At 63.4% G+C, this 18,953-nt stretch carries 17 protein-coding genes; 1 reads left to right on the top strand and 16 read right to left on the bottom strand.

Going from position 1 to position 18,953, the window contains the following annotated elements:
• The first annotated feature begins 50 nt into the window (after positions 1-50).
• The gene (locus O7A60_RS24845; protein WP_337108419.1) at positions 51-1,091 is read left to right on the top strand and encodes a HEAT repeat domain-containing protein; all 1,041 of its coding nucleotides are present in this window, start codon (positions 51-53) and stop codon (positions 1,089-1,091) included.
• 28 nt (positions 1,092-1,119) lie between these two features.
• Here the strand turns inward: O7A60_RS24845 and O7A60_RS24840 are convergent, their stop codons facing one another.
• The 16 genes from O7A60_RS24840 to tssF form a co-directional block, all read right to left on the bottom strand.
• A complete protein-coding gene (locus O7A60_RS24840) occupies positions 1,120-2,349 on the bottom strand; it encodes a TIGR02270 family protein (RefSeq protein ID WP_337108418.1) in 1,230 nt (409 codons plus the stop codon).
• A gap of 8 nt (positions 2,350-2,357) precedes the next feature.
• Complete coding sequence (locus tag O7A60_RS24835) at positions 2,358-2,810, bottom strand: DUF6484 domain-containing protein (RefSeq protein ID WP_337108417.1); 453 nt, start codon at positions 2,808-2,810, stop codon at positions 2,358-2,360.
• Positions 2,811-2,878: 68 nt separating this feature from the next.
• Complete coding sequence (locus tag O7A60_RS24830; RefSeq protein WP_027143732.1) at positions 2,879-3,856, bottom strand: hypothetical protein; 978 nt, start codon at positions 3,854-3,856, stop codon at positions 2,879-2,881.
• 23 nt (positions 3,857-3,879) lie between these two features.
• Positions 3,880-4,347 carry a hypothetical protein gene (locus O7A60_RS24825; RefSeq protein WP_027143731.1) on the bottom strand — a complete coding sequence of 156 codons (468 nt, stop codon included), beginning with the start codon at positions 4,345-4,347 and terminating at the stop codon, positions 3,880-3,882.
• Between the two features lie 22 nt (positions 4,348-4,369).
• On the bottom strand, positions 4,370-4,879 hold the full coding sequence (locus O7A60_RS24820; protein ID WP_027143730.1) for a hypothetical protein: 510 nt from the start codon (positions 4,877-4,879) through the stop codon (positions 4,370-4,372).
• Positions 4,869-5,201 carry a PAAR-like domain-containing protein gene (locus O7A60_RS24815; protein WP_051442658.1) on the bottom strand — a complete coding sequence of 111 codons (333 nt, stop codon included), beginning with the start codon at positions 5,199-5,201 and terminating at the stop codon, positions 4,869-4,871. The genes O7A60_RS24820 and O7A60_RS24815 overlap by 11 nt, the downstream gene beginning before the upstream one ends.
• 56 nt (positions 5,202-5,257) lie before the next feature.
• Complete coding sequence (locus tag O7A60_RS24810) at positions 5,258-6,349, bottom strand: beta-ketoacyl synthase N-terminal-like domain-containing protein (protein WP_337108416.1); 1,092 nt, start codon at positions 6,347-6,349, stop codon at positions 5,258-5,260.
• Positions 6,349-7,368, bottom strand: a complete 1,020-nt coding sequence (locus O7A60_RS24805; protein ID WP_337108415.1) for a DUF2169 family type VI secretion system accessory protein — start codon at positions 7,366-7,368, stop codon at positions 6,349-6,351. The genes O7A60_RS24810 and O7A60_RS24805 overlap by 1 nt, the downstream gene beginning before the upstream one ends.
• Positions 7,368-7,910 carry a type VI secretion system-associated protein TagF gene (tagF, locus tag O7A60_RS24800; protein ID WP_337108414.1) on the bottom strand — a complete coding sequence of 181 codons (543 nt, stop codon included), beginning with the start codon at positions 7,908-7,910 and terminating at the stop codon, positions 7,368-7,370. Before tagF ends, O7A60_RS24805 begins: the two co-directional genes overlap by 1 nt.
• Complete coding sequence (gene tssM, locus O7A60_RS24795; protein ID WP_337108413.1) at positions 7,892-11,434, bottom strand: type VI secretion system membrane subunit TssM; 3,543 nt, start codon at positions 11,432-11,434, stop codon at positions 7,892-7,894. Before tssM ends, tagF begins: the two co-directional genes overlap by 19 nt.
• 1 nt (position 11,435) lies before the next feature.
• On the bottom strand, positions 11,436-12,764 hold the full coding sequence (gene tssL, locus O7A60_RS24790) for a type VI secretion system protein TssL, long form (protein WP_140510033.1): 1,329 nt from the start codon (positions 12,762-12,764) through the stop codon (positions 11,436-11,438).
• 4 nt (positions 12,765-12,768) lie between these two features.
• On the bottom strand, positions 12,769-14,103 hold the full coding sequence (tssK, locus tag O7A60_RS24785; RefSeq protein ID WP_337108412.1) for a type VI secretion system baseplate subunit TssK: 1,335 nt from the start codon (positions 14,101-14,103) through the stop codon (positions 12,769-12,771).
• 36 nt (positions 14,104-14,139) lie between these two features.
• A complete protein-coding gene (gene tssJ, locus O7A60_RS24780) occupies positions 14,140-14,592 on the bottom strand; it encodes a type VI secretion system lipoprotein TssJ (RefSeq protein ID WP_337108411.1) in 453 nt (150 codons plus the stop codon).
• 3 nt (positions 14,593-14,595) lie between these two features.
• Positions 14,596-16,050 (bottom strand): type VI secretion system-associated FHA domain protein TagH, encoded by a 1,455-nt coding sequence (tagH, locus tag O7A60_RS24775; protein WP_337108410.1) that lies wholly within the window; start codon positions 16,048-16,050, stop codon positions 14,596-14,598.
• Complete coding sequence (gene tssG / locus O7A60_RS24770; RefSeq protein ID WP_337108409.1) at positions 16,047-17,114, bottom strand: type VI secretion system baseplate subunit TssG; 1,068 nt, start codon at positions 17,112-17,114, stop codon at positions 16,047-16,049. The genes tagH and tssG overlap by 4 nt, the downstream gene beginning before the upstream one ends.
• Positions 17,078-18,952, bottom strand: a complete 1,875-nt coding sequence (gene tssF, locus O7A60_RS24765) for a type VI secretion system baseplate subunit TssF (protein WP_027143721.1) — start codon at positions 18,950-18,952, stop codon at positions 17,078-17,080. The genes tssG and tssF overlap by 37 nt, the downstream gene beginning before the upstream one ends.
• Position 18,953 lies beyond the last annotated feature (1 nt).

The following is an 18,953-nucleotide window of genomic DNA, read 5'->3' as shown; positions in this document are numbered from 1 at the left end:
GCCTGTCCCGCTCCGGCGTTGCGCGCATAAGTGATTGGCTCGTTGCCTAAATGACGGTCCTGGAAAACATTGTCGGGGAACATGCCGAGCGCTCGGCCGCCTTATGGGCGCAGAGGGACAGTCTGGCACTTGACGACCCTCCCGATCTGGAGACTGTAAGGGCCATAGATGACAGGCTGGAAATAAATCTCGATGGCCTGAGGGCTGCTGGCCTCGCAGCTTGGCCCTGCGTCCTCGCTCTGGACGAGGAAGCGCCTGGCAAGGGCGAGCTTTTTGTCATGGCTTGGACGGCTCTCGAATTCGAAACCGCCGATCATGTCGCAAAAGTCGTCGAGATCGGTCGCACCGCAATCGATGGTCCGGGTGGCTTGCTTGGTGCCTTGGCATGGCACGAGCCGCGCAAGATTGCGGCGTGGGCACGTACTTGGATTGATGAGGGCGACTCGTTCAAACGGCTCCTTGGAATGTCGGCCTGCCTGGCACACGGCGTCGATCCAAAGCAGGTGCTTTTGCAGCGACTTCGCGACCCCGACACATCGGTACGTATCGTCAGCCTTCGGCTGGCCGCAAAGCTCCGTCGTGCCGATTTGACGGCCGAAATCGCGAATGCGCTTACGGATGAAGACCAGCAGGTGCGTTTCTGGGCTGCCTGGACCTTGAACGAACTCGGCCAAAGCGGTCCGGGCCTTGCGGAACTTAGAAGGACCGTTGAGAGAGATGACCTCAATGCCGTGGTCGCTCTCCGGGCCGTCGTGAAGGCGACCCCCGTCAAGGAGGTGCGAAGCTGGATCGGAACCTTACTGCGCCTGCCGCAAAGCGCCGCTTTCGGCGTAAGAGCAGCCGGCATGCTCGGGGATCGCGCCATCCTGCCGTGGCTGATCGAGCAGATGGGTGATCCCGCCGTTGCCGTGGCGGCAGGCGCATCGCTTTTGGAATTGTTTCCAGAGGCGCGGCTGGCGGGCGATCTCTTCACCAACGATCCAGACGCGGCGGGCACTCACTTCACGGAATATTTCGGTGACAGGATCGCTCGCGTGCCGCTTAAGGACGGGGTACTGAAATGGGCGCGACGACAGGGCTACGTCCAATGACTTGATGTGGTTGTAAACGGCGGTAGCCTCAATCCGCTGATGCAAGCCATTTGAACAAGCGAGCCGAACTGTTGGCAAGCGGAGTCTCCGGCGCGCCCAATGCCAGGTCCAAAGCGGCGCCCCGCCTTTGACGCAGCGTCCCCTGTGCAAAGGTCTGCGCCAGAGTCTCTGCTGCTAGAGGCTTGCCCCGCAAGTACCGCGTGCCCTGAGCAAAATTCGTTTGGTTTTGCCGCCACCATTCTCGAATCTTACCGACATCTGGCCAGACGAGGTTCTCGTCGTGAGCGGAATAGCCGGTCGGCAGGTCTGCGGGGTCCAGGTCTCCACGCGCCTCAACATGCATTGCTCGTTCCTCAAGCGAGATGCCGGTGATAGTTGCGAAGCTCTCGCCGGCCAGCCGGGACAGTTCGTGGTCGCGCATTCGTGTAATCAGCCAAGGTACGAAGACGGGGTCCCCGACAACGCCGGCCCCGGCCGCGATCAGCCTCTCCTTCGAACGATCACCTCGCAGTCCCAGAAGCCATTCCACGGCGTTTTGATGATCGGCTGCGCGCAGCATGAGTTGCGTGCCCTTCCAGCCGATCCCGTCCGCGCTAGCGTGCATCCGCAGCACCTCCAACGCCTCATATCTGTCCCCTAGAAGCACGCAGGACCAAGCTGCCCAAAAGCGGCATGTCTCGTTGGCGTCATGGAGAGCTGCCCTTATGTCGGAGAGTAGGTCGACGCGCCCAATCTCTCCCGCAAGGCGCAAGGCTCTGGCGCGCACTGCGGGGACTTCGTTGAGCAAGTTTGAAAGACGGGTCGGCGGATCGATCCGACGAACCGAACATGCGGCCATGCCAAGCAGGCGCCTGGAAGGGAGCGGGTCCTCCAACAGCGCCGGGATCCATTTCTGGACAACATGCGGCTCGACCCAACCCAGCGCTGATACGACGGGGCGCGACAGCTGTGGTGATGCCTCGGCAAGATTCAGGATGTAACCGATCCGGTTTTCTGACATGCTCTCCAAGGCGAGAACGGCGGCCACGAAAGTCTCGCCTGGCTCCTGATACCGGTCGAAAGCCGTCTCAGCGGCTTGCCACCCCCATTCACCGGCAACACGCAGACCATCCACATGCGCCTCGAGGCGGTCGTCCAGCCGTCTCAGATTCTTGAGATGCTGATCGGGAGCATCGATCGCCCAGTCACGCTGCAACCAGAGGAATGCCGCGTCTTCGGCATGTTGCTCGACGATATGCTCGATAACGCGGCGCGACATCCGAGGCTCTAGTTAAGCTGGATCGAGCCCCCTTTGATCTTGTTGGGACCGGACGAACGGCTGAGGATATAAGTGCCCCGCAAGATGATCTTGCCGGTGCGGGTCAGTGTGATGCTGGCCTTGCCGCAGCGAAGCACGATCTCGCGCTCAGCGCAAAGTTCCAGTCGCTCGCCGTCGAGGGTTGCGGCCACGTCTTCGGCGGCAACCGGCTTCGGATGCTGCAGGCGCCCCAGGATGATCGCCTGGTCCGGATCGCCACCCGCGAACATCACCACCACGTCGGCCCCAACATCCGCAACCTCCAGCATGACCGCTGCCCGCGCGATTGCCAGCCTCCTTTCGATTCCGTCGGGAACCGAGACAATTGCTTCGCCGGACTGGTCGCGCCCAATGAAGGTTCCGATGACGAGGCCATTGCTGAGATTGCTGCCGGCGCTCGAAAAATTAGGGCGGTCATTCATAGTGCTTACCCCTTTCCGGACTTGTCCAAGCATAGTCGCGCAGGGAAAACCCGGCAACTTCGCAACGTTCACGCGGCCAGCGTAGTATCGGCAGCCACCATTTGTACACACAGAACGTAGTTTTCCATTGTACTGTATTTCACTTTCAGCGAATATTCCACGAAGTGCCAGGTTGCATAACCTTCGAACTCTTCGTCCAGCAGTTGATCCGGAGGACGGCCGATCTTTTGCGTTACCTGTTCTGGCGAGTCGTCGAACGAAAGCCCTTTCGGCAACTCCCCGGGCCAGCGTGCACCCTCTGCCTCGTGCTCCCGGTAGAACAAGACGTTTGCGAGCGACTGATCGCGACCTCCACCGAGATAGCGAAATCGCAATTCTATGCCGAAGTGCCGTGTGAGGCTGGCGACCGACCCGGTTTCGTCTTCCTCCAGATTCTGCTCCAGCCGTAACGGCGCAAAAGTCAACCGAACCTCGGAATGTGTCAACGGCTTGGCCATCACGCGGGCGATCTGGGCGATGCTTGGAACCAGGGCCGCATCGTCGGCGTCGGCTGGCATCGCAGGCGGGCGCAGAAGGCAAAGAACAAATCCGATCCGCGCGCCATCGTCGACGTAGCTGACGGTCACCCGACACTCTGGCAGTTCCCACGTGTCGCGCAGATAGGAGCGCCGGGTCGGTTCGTAAGTTGCGAACTTCGCCCTTACACCGTTCCTGTCGTCGTCAGGCCCGATGCTGAACGGCAGCCGTCCACGATACGGCTTTACGTCGGCATGATTGCGGTAGAAATACAGCTGCGAGAGCACCATGGGTTCAGTCTCGGGATCGAAATCATCCTCGCCCATCAAGTGTGCGCGCGCCTCGAACCCGAGTTCCATGCCAAGCTGCAAATTGCTCAGCCAGTCTTCGGCCGAAAGTATCCGATCATCGCCGTCTTCGTCGATGTCCACCGAGGGCTGACGAATAATCTTCAGGCTGTCGAGAAGCGCCTGCACGTCGGGATCGGTCGATAGCCGACCAAGAAGGTAAACTGATTTGCTTAAATCCATGAAATTATGATCGCAATCGCGGTTTAAGCGGGTTCTGGCAGACTCAGCATCAAGGCCTCGATCGAGAACCTGTCGCCCGTGTATTGCGCGGTGAGCGTGAGATTGTCTGTTATGATCCAACGATCCCAGCCGATGTCGCTGTCCGATTCACTCGGTTTTCCAAACTGGGCGCGCAAATCGGCCTGAGAAGAATCTGTTTTGATGCCGTAGGGCAGCGGTCCGCCGTACGGGGCCACCTTGTTCTTCTCCAGGCGGAGAACGACTCCGGTAAGGACGCAATTACCGGATCCGACTGGCGGCAGGTCCTCGAAAAGCTCAGCGTCCTGGAAATTCACGGTCATGCCCGCAATGTCGACGAGAAGATCCAGTTCGTCGCGAGGCATGACAAGCCTCTTGGTGACCCCGGCCGACCGCAGCAAGGCTTTCACGGCCGGATCTTCGGCGGTATGACCGAAAAGGCCAACCCAATCCTGGTAGTTCGTCTGAGCCATCGGAGTTCACCCTGTTGTGTGACTACTTGCATTCGTCCACGGCATCTCTGATCATCTGATCGAAGTCAAACTTCTTGAGTTCCTTTACCGCCTCCGCATAAGCTGGACCGCAGTCGGTGGTGTCCAGATGTTTCTGCAACGCCTTTGTATCCCGGTTGACGGCCGCGGTCATGCTTTCCTTGGATTTTGCGTCTTGTCGAATTTGCGTCTTGGTGTTCTTGCTGCCGCAGGTTTTGCTGAAGCCGCGGTGAGATTTGCGGGGGATCACGATCGCCATGCCACGCGATTCGATCTTTCCTTTTGCGCATTCGTATACGGCTGCAGACATTGTGTTGAACATGACTTTGGCGCGCTTGAAGAGCGTGGCCTTGGCCGGAATATGGTCGCGTTCCCATACCCGCGACCCGTCGGCTCGGCTCGCCTTGCCGTCGTTCTTGAGGCCGCCATAGCTTCCAACCTCGCCGCATTTGTGCATCGGCTTGTTGTCCGGAGCCTGCTTGTTTCCGGTCGAGGTGGCGGAGTTAGCTCCCATTGTTGGTCATCTGATCGCCGAGCAGTTGGATGTTCTTGCCTTCTGCCTTCACGTCCATCGAGCCCGGCGCAACGAACTCGGTCTTTCCTTGCGTAGCCGACGATACCACGCCTCCACCAGTGCCCTGGCTCGCCACGTCGGGCGACGGCGCGCTCATGTAGTAGCTGCCTTTGATGGCTATTTTCTTCCCTTCGATCTTGACCGTCGACGTCGCGTCTGACAACCGGTCGGCGGAGCGTCCAAAGTTCGGTAGTGGAACGGGCACGAACGGCGCTGGCGGCCCCGGCATCTTGCAGACATTGGGCACGTCCGCAGGCGCCATATCGATACTTCCCTCAGTCACCGGCGTCTTGGGTGGATTGACCCCAACTGAAACCATCACGCGTCCTTTCTTGGCGGGGTGCTAGGAAAGTCCAGCAGCATCACCGCCCGCTGTCCGCCTTCGGATCCGGCCCAGAGCGCGGCCCGCGAACCGTGACTGTAACGCTTGCTGGCGGCGGCGTGGGCGAGGGCCGCGAATAGCGGCCCCGACGCGGCGCCGACATCGCCCCAGCAGTCGGCCGGATGCAAAAAGTGGGTTGCCTGATCTGAAAGATGCTGAACTCGCAGGATTGAGTAGACCAACTCCTCGCTGCGGTAACGCTGGCCATTGAGATCGCAATAGGTATCGGTGATCTTGCGTCGATCGCTGTCGATGGCGGGGCCAAGTCCAAGGAAGGCGGAACTCAGCCCCTCGCCGACGCAAATCTCCTCCCCGCCGTGCCGCTTGATGGTAATCCGCTCGGGCGCGGCGCTGACCGCGGTTAGCCGTCCCAAGAGTGCCAGGCCCAATTCTGATATCAGATTTCTGCGTGCCAGCAGGCAGGCGCCCGCCGCTTCTCCCGGGAAGAAGCCGTCTCGATTTGCCTCGGATTTAAGTTGCCCCGTCTCATCCATCCATTCCAGGGTTTCGTACTCGTGATAGGAATCGACGCCTGCTACCACCGCCAGGTCCGTCTTGCCCTCATCAATCGCCTTGGCGGCGACACCAAACGCAAGCATTCCGGCAGCGTGTCCGTGGGCAAGGTATTGCACGCGCATGTCCGCCGAGCCGAACCGTCCCATCACGGCACGGCCGAGCATTTCGGCGACCCCGTCCGGCAGCCCCGGCCGCGGCTCCGGCGCACAGATGATCAGGAGCGTTCTCAGGTCGTTGGCTGATTGCGTCGCTGCCTGCGGCAGTTGCAGCAACGTCGAAAGCAGCAGTTCCTTCATACGCTCTCCCAGCGGCATATCAGGGCCCATGATCGCATCCCGCGCCAGACGCATGGGTTCGCCAATGCGGTCGACGAAGAATGGATGCTCGGAAATTCCTGATATCCCCGCCCGCACCGCCGCCGCCGCGCTTTCGGGGCGCAGCCCAACCGGGGTCCGCGCTGCAAGGCCTGCCAGCCAGATTGGCGTCCGAGGGAAATAGGCTGCGAATACCATCACATCAGCTTTTTCAGACGGACAGAGGTTTGATCGAGATAGTCGATGTCCTTGTTGCAAACGAGCGAGCTTTGCCAGGCAATAACCACGCGCGAAGCATCCGGCTCCAGGATCACTGTTGCCAGCGTGCCCCGGGTATGAATCGTTTCGCGTTTGATGCGCGTGGTGAAGCCAAAGACCATTCGCGGCAGATGGAAGCGTATCGGGCCGTTCGGCGAGAGATTGATCATTTGTACGGGCTCGCCGCCGCGCAGGTAGCCGGCCACCTGTTGATCACGCGGCGCGCAGCAGTAGTAGTGGGGATCGAGATCTTCCGCCCAGAGCGGGAAGCGAGTTTTCTGCCAGGCCTCATCATAGGTTCCGGCGAGTTCGCGGCGTGGTGACCAGTGACAGGCCACGGCGTTGAAGCCAGCCGGTGCGGGGCGACTGGCGACGGAAGAGACCAGGTTTGCAGGATCTTCTATGTTGGGGAGCGGCCGCCCGAGACAGCCATTTGGATTAGAGATGAAGCCCTGCCCGACCGGATTCCTCGCTTCCAGTCGATGATCCTTCGGATTGGAGGCAGTACGATCCCAGCCACCGAAAGCGTATTCATACCGGATCGGCATCTTGGCGAACGGGTCGGGGCTCGAAATAACACGCTGTCCGGCAAGGTTCACCGTCCACCAGCGATTGCCGAACACCTGCAGGCGCTTTTGCACCGGACCAACCTGAAATCCAACGTCGAGTTCAGTGGTCGGTCTACCATTCGGCGGCCAGGCGGTGCCGTTGACGAGCACGTCAGTGCACGGCTTCACGCCAAAAAAATCGGCCTCATAGATCAGGCTTTTCTCGTAGTCGCCGCCGAGAGGTTGCCCCTGTATAAACGGCGACACCTGATCGCCCGAGGGCCGCGTGGTTCCGTCTGGCAGTATGTCGAAAGTGGCCTTCACACAGACCAGCCAAATCTTGTTTGCGGCCTTGTCCTGAACCCAGCTCCCCATAGCCGGGAATCCTGTGGTGTTGGATACCGCCCACATCAGCTGGTCTCGCAGCTTGCGGCCAGCATCTGCTGGAGCGCCGGCTGCGGCGCTTGTCCATCAATGTCGAAGATGTCCGTGTGTGTCGTCCACATGACAAGGTCGTCGATGACATCGCCATTCTGTTCGACCAGTGGCACGGGCAGGGCTGCAAGCGCGGCATCCAATTCGTCCGCTGTCAGCTCGCCCCGTTGCGCCGCCAAAGCGGCTTCCTCGATACTGTCGAACCAGGTGTCGGCGTAAGCCAGCTGAAGCGGAGGCCCGGCAAGCTGCGCCACGACGCTCAGTGGGAATTGCCTGCCGACCCTGTCGGCGCTCTGCAGGACGAGGCCCGCCGAGGCGCCGAAGGTAGCGGGGCCAGCGAGAAAGCGAAGCGCCTTATCGTGCGGCCACGCTTCCGAGCCGAACATCGGCACGATATGCTGCGACAGCCAGCGGTCCCATACGCGCACGAACCCCGCCGGCAGCCGCCGCGTCACGAAATCCCCGGTAGCGGGCATCTTGCCGTAGAAGCCGGGCAGGATCAGATCTGCGGCGGACATGTGAATTTCTTGAACATTTCGAGTGTGTACGGGTTCTCGACGCTGGCCGCCTTGAGCTCGAAATCGGCCCACACGCCTTTCGTGCCGAGCCGCAGGCTGTAGACGTCGGTGAGCTTGGTCGCGGCGAAACGGCCGCCGCGCAGCATTCTGAGCCACGCCCAGCTGCCGGTCTCGTTGAGCATCACTTCGGGCGAGCCGTCGACCGGCTGGAAGGCGAGCGAGATGACGCCGGTGCCATCCTTGCCGGGCCACGTCATCGGCTGCGGCCTGGTGGCGTTGTTATAGTAAACGAGATTCTGGCCATCGAGGTTGAGCGTGACCCGCGCCACGTTGGGTGAGAGGTCCTTGGGTTCCAGCGTGAAGTTCATCACCGGGCCGGTGCCGCCGGGAAACAGGTCGTCGCGGATATGCCTGGCCTGTTCGAACGCTGCGAGCGCCGCTGGGTCGAGGCCGAAATCGGCCCGCCATTTCCATGGCTCGCTGGCGGTGTCGACATAATTGATCAGATGGTCGTTGATGAACGCATCGATCATGCCCGAGGGTCCGAACAGACGCTGGAAGTCGCGCACATTGACGTCGACCGCACTTTCGGCGCTGAATGGATAGCGGTTGTTGAGCGCCGCCTGGCAGAAGGGGAGTATGTCGGCCCGCCAGATGGCGTTGAGTTCGTTGGTCACGGCCTTCTGCGACAGGCCGCTCGTGTCGCCGGCAATACCGCCCAGCCAGTCGTTGATCGGCGAGGGCAGGATCTGCGCCTGCCTGGCGACCGCACCTGTCAGTTCGGCAAGGCCGCCTTGCTTCTTGATCGCATCCTGCGGGTTCGGATTGGCGGTGACCGTCTGTAGCACATTCGACAGCGCCGTCAGGGCCACTATCGCCGCGTCCAGCGCTGGCGGCTGGCCGTCGACCTGGGCGATGGTGCCTTTGAGCGGCTTGAAATGGTCGGCAACCAGGCTGCCGGTCATGTCGACCTGGCTGGCGGAGCCGGCGCGCGGCAGGAGCTTCGCGCCTGTGGTCACGACTTTGCCCAGCTTGCCGAGCTTGCTGAAGAGCTTCGAGCCGGTGCTGGCGGCAGCGCCACTTTTGTCGCCGGCCGGCGCATCGTCGGAGCGGGTGAGGTCGGTCTCCTGTACGACTGCCGTCAACAGGCGCTTCAGCGCGGAGTCGGCGCTTGAAAGATCCTTGAGGTTCTCACTGGCGATGTTGAGATCGGTAAGCGGCGCAAGCCGCATGTCACGCAGGAAAGAGTCCCACTGCGCGATATAGTCGTCATAGTAGAGCTTCAAGATGTCCTGCGAGAGTGCTGAAACCGATGTCTCGGAATTCTCCGCGCAGCCGCCGGCAAACACCGCGCGATCGAGGGCCGCCTGTCCCGCGACATCCTCGACCCGATCGAGGATCGCGTCGTGGAAGCCGGCATAGGTATAGGGCCCGGGAACACCAACGCGCAACGTCTTGTCGGAGCGGCGCGCGAACACTTTGGCGCCGTTCGGCCCGGCGAAATTGGCCGGCACCCATTCCTTGACGGCTGCTACTTCCGGGTCGGCCAGGAGCTGCCTGTAGGCGCGCTCTGGCAGGGAGATCGTGCACACGGTCTTCAGCGCCTCGCCGACCAGTTGCTTGTCCGGGGCGATGTAGCTGTCGTCGATGGCCATGCGGCGGATCGCAGCGAGCTGGTACTGTTCGGCGTCGGCGGTGGGGAAGGGCGGAGCCGGCGCGAATTGCGGCAGACTGTTCACCCACCAGTTTTGCACGAAATCGGTGTCCATCTGCGACAGGCCGGTCATCATCCGGTAGGTCTTCAGCGCGCCGAGCATGAAGTCCGGATCGCGGATCTGCCGCCACATCGTGGCTTCGAGCAGGGCGACCATGTGCGGCTCGAGCACGTTGCGCAGCGCATGGTCGTAGGTATCGGTCTGCGCACGCGCCAACTCCGCCGAAGCAGTCGGCCCGAGCAGGTTATGGACAGCGTCCGGCGGGGCGGTGCGCGCCGTCGCCACGGCGTCCATGGCAGCTAGCGCACCGTCCATGGTCGGCTGCTCGACCGCGGCCGGCATGGCGGCGACCTCGGCGAGCGGCCCCTGCAGGGCTTCGAACTGGCTGGCCTGTTCGACGATCGCACTGCGGTTGTCGAGGTAGGACCAGGTGAACAGGCCGCCGGCCAGCAAAGCCGCGAGCGCACAGGCGACGGCAGCCCCGCGCCAGATCCAGGCGCGGCGACGCTGCGCCAGCGGATCGAACGTACCAAGGCCGGCCTCCTTGAAGATCACTTCGGTGAGAAGGTTCCTGAGGAAAAAGCTGCGCTTCTCGACACGCGACGCCGGCATGGCGCGGCGCGGTGGCAGCCCGAAGGAGGATGATAGCGCCGCGGTCAGCCGGTCAATGGGAGCGCCTTCCTGTGTCGCCGACGTCACATAAAGGCCACGCAACCAGGCGGCTTCCTCGTAGCGGCTTTCGCCGAACATCGCCTCGAGCAGTGTCTTGATCGGCTCGCCAAGGCTCGCCAGCTGCGCCGGAAAGCGGAAGATCTCGGCGCGCTGGCCGAGCTTGTCTTCGTCTTCCAGGCGTGGCACCAGCCGCCGCTCAAGCTCCGCGGCAAGCCTGGCTAGCTCCGCTTGGATCGTGCCGGCGTTGACGCGGGCGTCGAGCGGAAAAGTCGTTCCCCACACCTGCTCGCGCGCCGTCGTCGACAAGCCGCCGAAGAAGGCTTCGAAGCCTTTGATCAGGTCTGCCTTGGTCAGCATCATGTAGACAGGCAGACGGATCTCCAATCGTTCGTTCAGCTCCGCCAGTCGACGGCGGATCTTGCGGCCGTGCGCCTTGATCGCTTCGTCGCCCTCCGACAGCGCATCGATGGACAGTGCGACAATGACGCCGTTGAGCGCGCGGCGGCCGCGGTGCTTTTTCAAAAGGTCAAGGAAACCCAGCCATTCCGCAGCGTCGACATCCGGCTGGCTCTCCTGCTGGACGTAGCGGCCCGCAGTGTCGATCAGCACCGCGTTTTCGGAGAAGAACCAGTCACAATTGCGCGTGCCGCCGACGCCCTGCAAATCATCGGTGAGGTCGATCGGGAAATTGAGGCCCGATTGGCGCAATGCCGTGGTCTTGCCGGTGGCTGGCGGCCCAACGATTACATACCACGGCATCTCGCGTAGGAATTTTCTGCCGCCGAGCTTGCGCCGCTTGAGCTCGGCCATCACCTCGGCAAACTTGGCGCCGACGGCCGCGACGCTCTCCTCGCCGGGGGTGAGTTGTTTTTCGGCCACGGGTGCTGCGATCTCCGCGACGAACATGCGGTTAGCGCGGATGGCACGCCGCTGCGCGACGATCAGCCAGATCAGCCACAGGATGATCAGCCCCGCGATCATGGCGATGCGCACATTCTCGGATTCGAATGGCGCGTAAGGACCGACCTTTACGATCGGGCCGAACACCCAGATCAAGAGCGAAAGCAGCGCGATGCCAATCAGCGTCCACAGGAATCGCGAGGTGATGACGGCCCAGAGGAAGCGCAGGATGAACATCTCAGAGTCTCTTCTCGACCAGGACCTCGACGCGCCGGTTGAGCGCACGGCCCTCGCGCGTCGCGTTGTCGGCCACAGGATCGGTCTCGGCGCGCCCTTCAGAATGGATGTGCTCCTGTGGCACGCCAGCCTGAACCAGGAGGTCCGCTATGGTCTGGGCGCGCGCCTCCGAGAGCCGCTGGTTGCTCGCGAGCGGGTTGGACCGTTGCAGGCGCACATTGTCGGTATGGCCGATGATCGTGATGTTTCCGATCAGCTCCTGATTGGCGAGGATCACTTTGGCGATCGAGGCGATCAGCGGCTCATACCCTTGGGACAGCGTCGGCCGCGAGGACTGGAACAGCTCGGGGTTGGAAGACTGGATGATCAGCTTGGCCAGCGAGACGCTCTCGGTGCCGCTGAGCGCGCCCTTGAGGCTGGCTGGCGCTTCGGCCTTGAACGCGGGCAACAGCGCGAAATCGACCGGCTGCGGTGCCTCGGGTTCAGGAGCATCTTGCTTGGGCGCGGCGCGGGCGACGTCGCCGCGTGAGGCCGGCGGCAGCGTGCGCACGAGCGCGGAGAGTTCAATCGCCTGGCTGCTCAAGCTCACCGATAGACCGATGTAAGCGGCGGCGGCGGCGACGATGGCGGCAAGTGCCATCACCCAGATCGGGACGATGAAGCGCTGCGGCTCGTCGGACGCGATCACGCCTTTCCAGTTCGGCGACAGCGGTGCGTTCTCGGCGTCCGCATCGCGCAGGAAGCGCGCGGCTGCCACACGCACGGCATTGAGCGAGCGGTCGCCGGCGCGGCCGGGCACCCGATACTTGCCGCGGAAGCCGAGCGCCAGACAGTAATACTGAAGCTCCAGCATTTCGCGGTCGCGGTTGGGATGGCGCTCCAGCTCGTCAAGGCGGGTGAAAAACTGGGTCCCGGCATCGACGTCGCCGCGTAGCATGACCACGAGCGGCTGGCGCGGCCAGGCGCTGGCGCCGCCCCATGGCGTGTTGAGTGCCAGGTCGTCGAGCAACGCCGCCACGGCCCATGCTGCCTGGTCGGCGCGTTCCAGCGAGGAGCCCGCTGCCATCGCGGCGTCGCGCGCCTGAACCAACTCGTCGAGCAGGCGCGTGCGCATTGCTTCCGGGTTCTCCGGCGCCAGTGCGCTTTCGAGCTCGGGCGCGAATTCGAGCAATGGCGCGAAGATGTTGATGAGCGGGTTGGGATGAGCGCGCGCCCGTTTGACCGGCGCGCCCGGCGCCAGCGGCGCCATCGGCCGGGGTGCAGCGCCGGTCAGCCGGATGCGTGTGCGCTCGCGATCCTCCGACAGTCCGAAAGGATCATCCCGGCTCATGGCCTCACCTGTTCACCGAATAGCAGTCGACCTGCGGCTCGCTCTCCAGGACACCGGAAACGCCGATGACGAATCCCGGGGCGTCGAGCAAGGAGGCCCAATGCTCGCTCTTCTGGTCGAGCTCCAGGCACAGCCGGTCGCCATCATAGGGAATCTCGCGTGGTTGCGAATGAAGCGGTTTCAGCGGAATTCCGGGCAGACGCGACTTCCAAAGTCCTTCGAACTCGTCTGCGGCGCCGACTGTCGCCTGGTTGACGAAGATCTTGCGCAGCGCGTCGTCCGAGAGTTCCGATCCAACACGGATGACGATGCGGCTGGCGACGAGGAGCTTAGGGTTGTCGATGCGCACCTTCCAGACATTGGTCGCGTGCCGCATGACCGGCAGCGCGCGTGATTTCGGTTCGATGTAACGCAGACTGAGGATGAGCGAACGCAAGGCGTCGGCCAGCGCCATGTAGGCGGGGCCGGGGGCCATGTGGTCGTAGGCCGGCAATTCGCCGAGCCGCCGCGAGCTCGAGCCGTAGGTTGTCATCTCGCCGGCCAGTCCGGCAAGTTCGAGATAGAGTTCGGCAGGATGAAAGACATCCTGCGCAAGCATATGGGCAAGCCGGGGGCGAGCGGCATTGGCCAGGTGCAGCATCAAGAGGTCTTCGACGCTGCGGCCGGCGCCGCCCATCACCATCTTACCATGCGCTTCGGCGATCTGGTCGAGGCCGGTGACGACCTCCTGCAGCAATTGCCGGTACCAATGGACCGCGCCGGTGATCAGCGTCGGCGGCAGGAACGTCTCGTCGAGCGAGACGCCGCCGTCGGCGCGCAGACCTTTTATGTCGGCGATCGGCAAGGCGGTATAACCGCCCACCGATTTGCCGGGCGCAAGCAGGGCCGCATGCGGCCGGGCGATCTCGATCTCTTCGGGATCGGCGCCGCCCTGGACGGCGTCGCGCACTGAAACGATCTTGCCGTGGTAACGCGCGCCCGTCGATGCGGCATGCGCCGGATCGTATGCGACGCCACCGGGCGGCTCGAGCGGCAGTGCAAGCAGCACCGGCCCGGCGCCGGTGTCGGGCGTGACCGGCAGCGGCTTCGGAGCGTCCATCAGGTCCGGGATGGAGAAGGGCGTGCCGTCCGGGAGGATGCCCCGGGCGGATACGATCGAGACCTGACCGGCGTCGAGCAGCGACTGGTCGAGGGTCAGGTGCTGGAAGCCGAAAGTATGGAGCTGGCCGGCCTGCAATGCGCCGCGCACCATGCCTTCGAAGAACCGATCCTGTTGCTGGAAGTGCTGGGTCCTGAGAAACAGGCCCTCCGACCACAGCACCCTGTTTGCATCGCTCATACCATTACTTTCTGCACGCACCCGTCTGCCTTGTCGCTAGGCGGAAATGCCGCCCTTGCCGAGGCTGACGTTGATGGTGAATTTCGACCCTGGCGACACAGACTTGGTGGTGCGCCAGTTGCGTCCACCCGGCTCGCGGATGAGCGCCACGAAGCCGAGCGCCGTCGCGTTTGGCTCGACCGTGATGGTCTTGGCCGCCGTCTTGCCAGGCGCAACCGAGATCGCGTCGGAGCCGATGAGGTCGGCACCGAGCGCCGAGCCCGCGTCGCCCTGCAGCGCGAAATAGTCGGCGGAGTTAAACTTGCCGGTGCTGGTAAGTCGCATCACCAATACCGTCACCGGCCGGTCGCCGCCGCCCGGTCCTGGATTCATGCCCGCACCGCCGGTCACGTTGACCGAGATAACCGATGGTTTCGGCGGGCCGCTCTGGCAGGCCGCCAGCAGCCCCGTAGCGCCAAGGGCAACGACGAATTCGCGTCGGTCGATCATGTCCTACTCCTCTTCATATGCGTCCCTGAAGTCTGCGCCGATCTCGCCCAGGAAACTCGATTCCGCGCTCTGGGCGATGTCGCGATGGCGTTTCTGGTAGAGCTCCCACAGCTTGGCGTTACGCCCGCCGGAGAGCAGATTGCCGATGGCGGAGTTGGATTTGAGCTCCTCTTCGATCGCGGCAGGATCAAAACGGTCGATCATGCGCCGAAGTGCTGCCTGGACGCCCCGCCAGGCGCGTACGTGATGCTGTGCAAGATCCTTCACCGCGTCGCCGATCGCCGCCTCACCGGAGAGAAAGCCCGGACTGCGTTCCGAGATGATGGTGACGACGACATCCTCGACCGTCGGCAGGAATTTAAGCGGATTGACCTCGGAAGCGCCGACCATCGTCTGGGCGACACGCGCGCTTCCCTTCTCCTCAGCGCGTTTGCGCAGGAGCTGCATCAGGCCCTCCAGCATCAGCCGGTATTCACGACCGAATTTTTCCATTTCGGCGATCGCATCGCGGCCGGGAAAATCGGCGTCCTCGACACCCATGCCGCGCAAGAATGCGGCGCGAAGCGCCATATCGCTTGCTGCTGGCTGCGCCGGGCGCGCCAGCTTCGCCGCTGCAACGGCGCGGCGCGGCGCCTGCGACGCGGCTGCCTGCGGCATATCCCAAGGATTGCCGGCGCGGGGCTTTTCAGCCTGATGCTGGGCACGTCCTGCGGCATCGGCGCCGTTGCTGAGAGGTGGCGTAGCGGCCGGCCCAAGGCTGAAATCGTCATCGAAGCTGGCCGGCTTTGCTGTGTGCCAGGACGCACCGCCGGGCGAAGACATTTCGCCCAGCCCGAAGGGATCCGGCTGGCCCGCGGCAGCGGCGTCGCTGGCTTGCGGCGTTGCCACCGGGTCGAGGCTGAACGGGTCATCAAAGGCAGGCGAACTGCGTTGGTTCGATGCGCGATCATAAGCCCCCGGCACGGGCTGCTCGAACGGGTTGGGCAAATCCGCCGGACGGGGCGTACGCGGTTCTTCCTCGATCCTGGCCGAGAAGAAGTCGTCGCTGCCGATGCTGGCCGGCGTTCGCGCTCGCAGCGATGACCACGCCGGCGTGGTATGGCTGGCGACCGGGGCCGGGCCGACTGACGTCTGGCTCGCTTTGGATTGAATCTCGACATGGAACACGTAATCGCCCATGCGCAGCCGCATGCCGCTTTGCAGCCGCATCAACCTGCCAGGTCCTACGGGGCTGTCGGAATCGTCGACGAACAATCCGCTGCTCGACGTGTCGGTAACGAAATAGCCGTCCTGGTTGCCGCTGATTTTGCAATGCGCGCGCGAGACGAACATGTCCGGGTCGTCGATCTGCCAGCCAGCATCGGCATTGCGCCCGATCACCAATTCGCCCTCGTCAAGGCGGGTCTGCCGGACCACTTGCGAGCGAGGGCCTTGTTCCAGGGTCAGCAGCAGGGTCATGCGGCCGCCTCCGCCATTTCGGGCCGCCAGCCGACGATGGTGTGCAATCTGAGATCGTCGGCATCCCCCCTATCTGCGGGCCGTTCGAGCCAGACCGTCCGGCCAAGCTGGACAGTCCCGACCCGTGGCGGGGGCACGTCATCGCGCGCCAGCACGATGCGCAAATCGACATCGAGCGCTTCGCCGATCATGTCGCGCACCGCTTTCTTGAACAGGCCTAGGCGCCGTTCGCCGGGCAGGAAAGACTTGAACTCGTCGAGGCTCAGCGGACCGACGCGCAATTCGATCCTGCTCTGGCGGCTGAACACCCGCGGCCCGATCGTCGCCCCGCGTCCGAGCCCGGCATAGGCCTTGCCGAGACGCGTCTGCAGTGGCGTCGGTATGGTGATCCAAGCGGCAACGAACTCCTTGATCCGCACCGGCACCTTGAAGGCGGTGGTGAGAAACAGTGTCAGCCGCTCCACGCCGTCGACCTGGTTGGCCAGCGACCCAGCCTGTCGTAGGCGCACTGTCTCGAGTTCGGGGTCCTGCGTCCCGGGGAGGCCGATCCCCGACATTGCCTCCAGCATGGCTCGAACGTGCCCACCGACGGAACGCTCGACCTGCACCGCTGGATGCGCATCGGCCCAGGCGCGGTAGTAAAGCGCTATCATCCGATGCTGCAGGATGTTGACGAAATCGACGAAGGTCGTGTCGCTGGTCTGCTCGGCATCGGCCCCTGTAAACCAGCGCTGCGACAGCCGGTCGAGCACCCAGCGCGTCAGATGCAATGGCATCGGTCCTTCCGGTCCAAGCAGCCCGAAATTGGCGACGGTCACTCGCGCCCGGGCCTTGTCCCCGGCGTCCTCGACCTTGATGACGTCCCGGGCCGAAAAGCTCAGACGCACATGCTGGCCGAGTCTCGCCGGCTCGCGGTCGGCCGTTCCGGAATGGCCGAACAATCCGCCGCGCTGCTCCAGGCGTCGCAGCAACTCGAAAAAGTCGAAGCTCTCCGACAACGCTTCGGCCGCGACCGTTGCGTGCTGCGCTAGATCAGGTAGCGATTGCCGGGCGTCATCGGCCATGGCACATCCTCCTGCTTCTGCAGCAATCGCGTACGGGTCCGCACAAATCCGTTTATGCCCGCATGGCGGGCGAACAGCCGCGAAAGCAGGGCCGAAAGCAGCAATGAGCTTTGACCGGCCAGCACGGATTGGTCGATATGCAGTGTGACCTCGGTGCCGCGTCCGAAACACATTGGCCCATCGATCCGGAGCCTCTCGATCACCGGGCGCGAATCGATGCGCACGATCGAGTGCACGTTGCGGGCAAGACCCGGATCGCCGCGATCGGCATAGAGGTCGAGCAAGGCATGCAGCGGATCGACACCACGGCCTTCCTTGGCAAGGCTGAGGAAGTTGAGCGAGAGCTGCGCCACCAGCCGCCAGGCAAGGTTGTCGGCGCGCGATTCACCTTCAGCCCCGGCCGGCAGAGATGCCGGGATGGCCGGCTGCGGCGGCCGCAGTGCCCCAAGCAAGCGCACCGCTTCGACTGGATCGGCCGTCTCCAGCGTAAGCGTCGGCGTGTCGTCCAGGATCGGCAGGTCGCGATTGGTGCAAAGCGCCACGATGCCGAGACGCTTGAGCAGCCGGTTTGGCGTGCTTCCTGGCGGGCGCGAGACGGCGATAAAGACATCGTCGCCCGTATAGGAGGTGCGGGTCAGGCCGTCGCGCCGCTCGTCCTCGGTGGCCCGGCGCGGACGTCGCTCAGTCGAATAGACCCAGCCGCTGCCGCGGTTTTGCCCCAGGCTGAACAGTTCGGGAATTGTCGCCTCGCCGCTCTCCGCGTCGGCATCCTCGACCCGGGTGACCCGGAATATCTCAAAATCCCGCGCCCGGGTGCGGTCGGCGTGCAGCACCTGGCGCGTTTTGCGCGGATCGATCTCAACGTCGTTGCATTCGCGTTCGAAGAGATTGATGACCGGCGTCACGAAGAGCTCGAATTCGGCAGCCGTCACATCGGCGAGTTCAGGCACCGCACGCCGGAACAGGAAGATGATCTCCATCCCCGCCTCGCACGCGCGCACCACCGGCTGGAGGCCGGCAACCCGTACATAATGGAAGCGCTCCGGGATCATGAAATATTCGCGCAGCAGCCGATATCCCTCGAAGGTGGGACGGGTGCGCGGCATCAGCGCTTCGTCGTCGTGAATACCTATCATTTCGGGTTCGGGCAGCGCCGATAGCGCATTGGTCTTGCCTTGCGCCCGCGCGCCGACGGCCGAGCAGGCGCCGAAGATCGCATCGAAAATCACCGGCGCCTTGGCACGGCCGGCGAAATAGAGGTCGAGACGATCGAGCGACAGGTCGCTGAGCTTGCCTTTTCCTGTCCGGGCGAAGGTGACGCGCAAGGCCGCTTCGCCACGCATGTCGCCGACCGGCGCGATTCCGGCGGCGGCGAGCGCGCTACGATCCTGGAAATAGCTGACCGAGGTGATGGCGATCGGCCACAGCGTGACCTCTTGCGCGGTGGTGAAGGTGGAGCGTGTCGAAAGCCCTGGATGCAGGGTGGAGACCAGTCGCGTGCCGCGCGCGATGGCGTGGCCAGCGATCATCGAGTGCACTTGCTGGCCGGGTTTCAGCACAGCCATCCCCGTCGCCGGCGCCGGCGCCACCAGATCGGGGTAAAGCACATCGAGCACGGCGCGCGAGAAGCGCGAGCGCTCCGCGTCGACCTTCAGACGGGTGCGCGCGGCGAGGAAGGCAACGCCGTCAAGCAGCCGTTCCACATAAGGATCGGGACACGGGACCGTGTCGAGGGAAAGATTACGAGCAACCGCCGGATGCATGTCTGCGAATTCCGCGGCCAGCGCCCGGATATGGGTCAGTTCTTCTTCGTAATATTCGACAAAGACCCGATCCATC

The organism is Mesorhizobium salmacidum (SeqCode), assembly GCF_037179605.1.
Taxonomy (GTDB): Bacteria; Pseudomonadota; Alphaproteobacteria; order Rhizobiales; family Rhizobiaceae; genus Mesorhizobium; species Mesorhizobium salmacidum.
The sequence above is the reverse complement of the archived record's forward strand: the minus strand, read 5'-3'. Positions and strand labels throughout refer to the sequence as shown.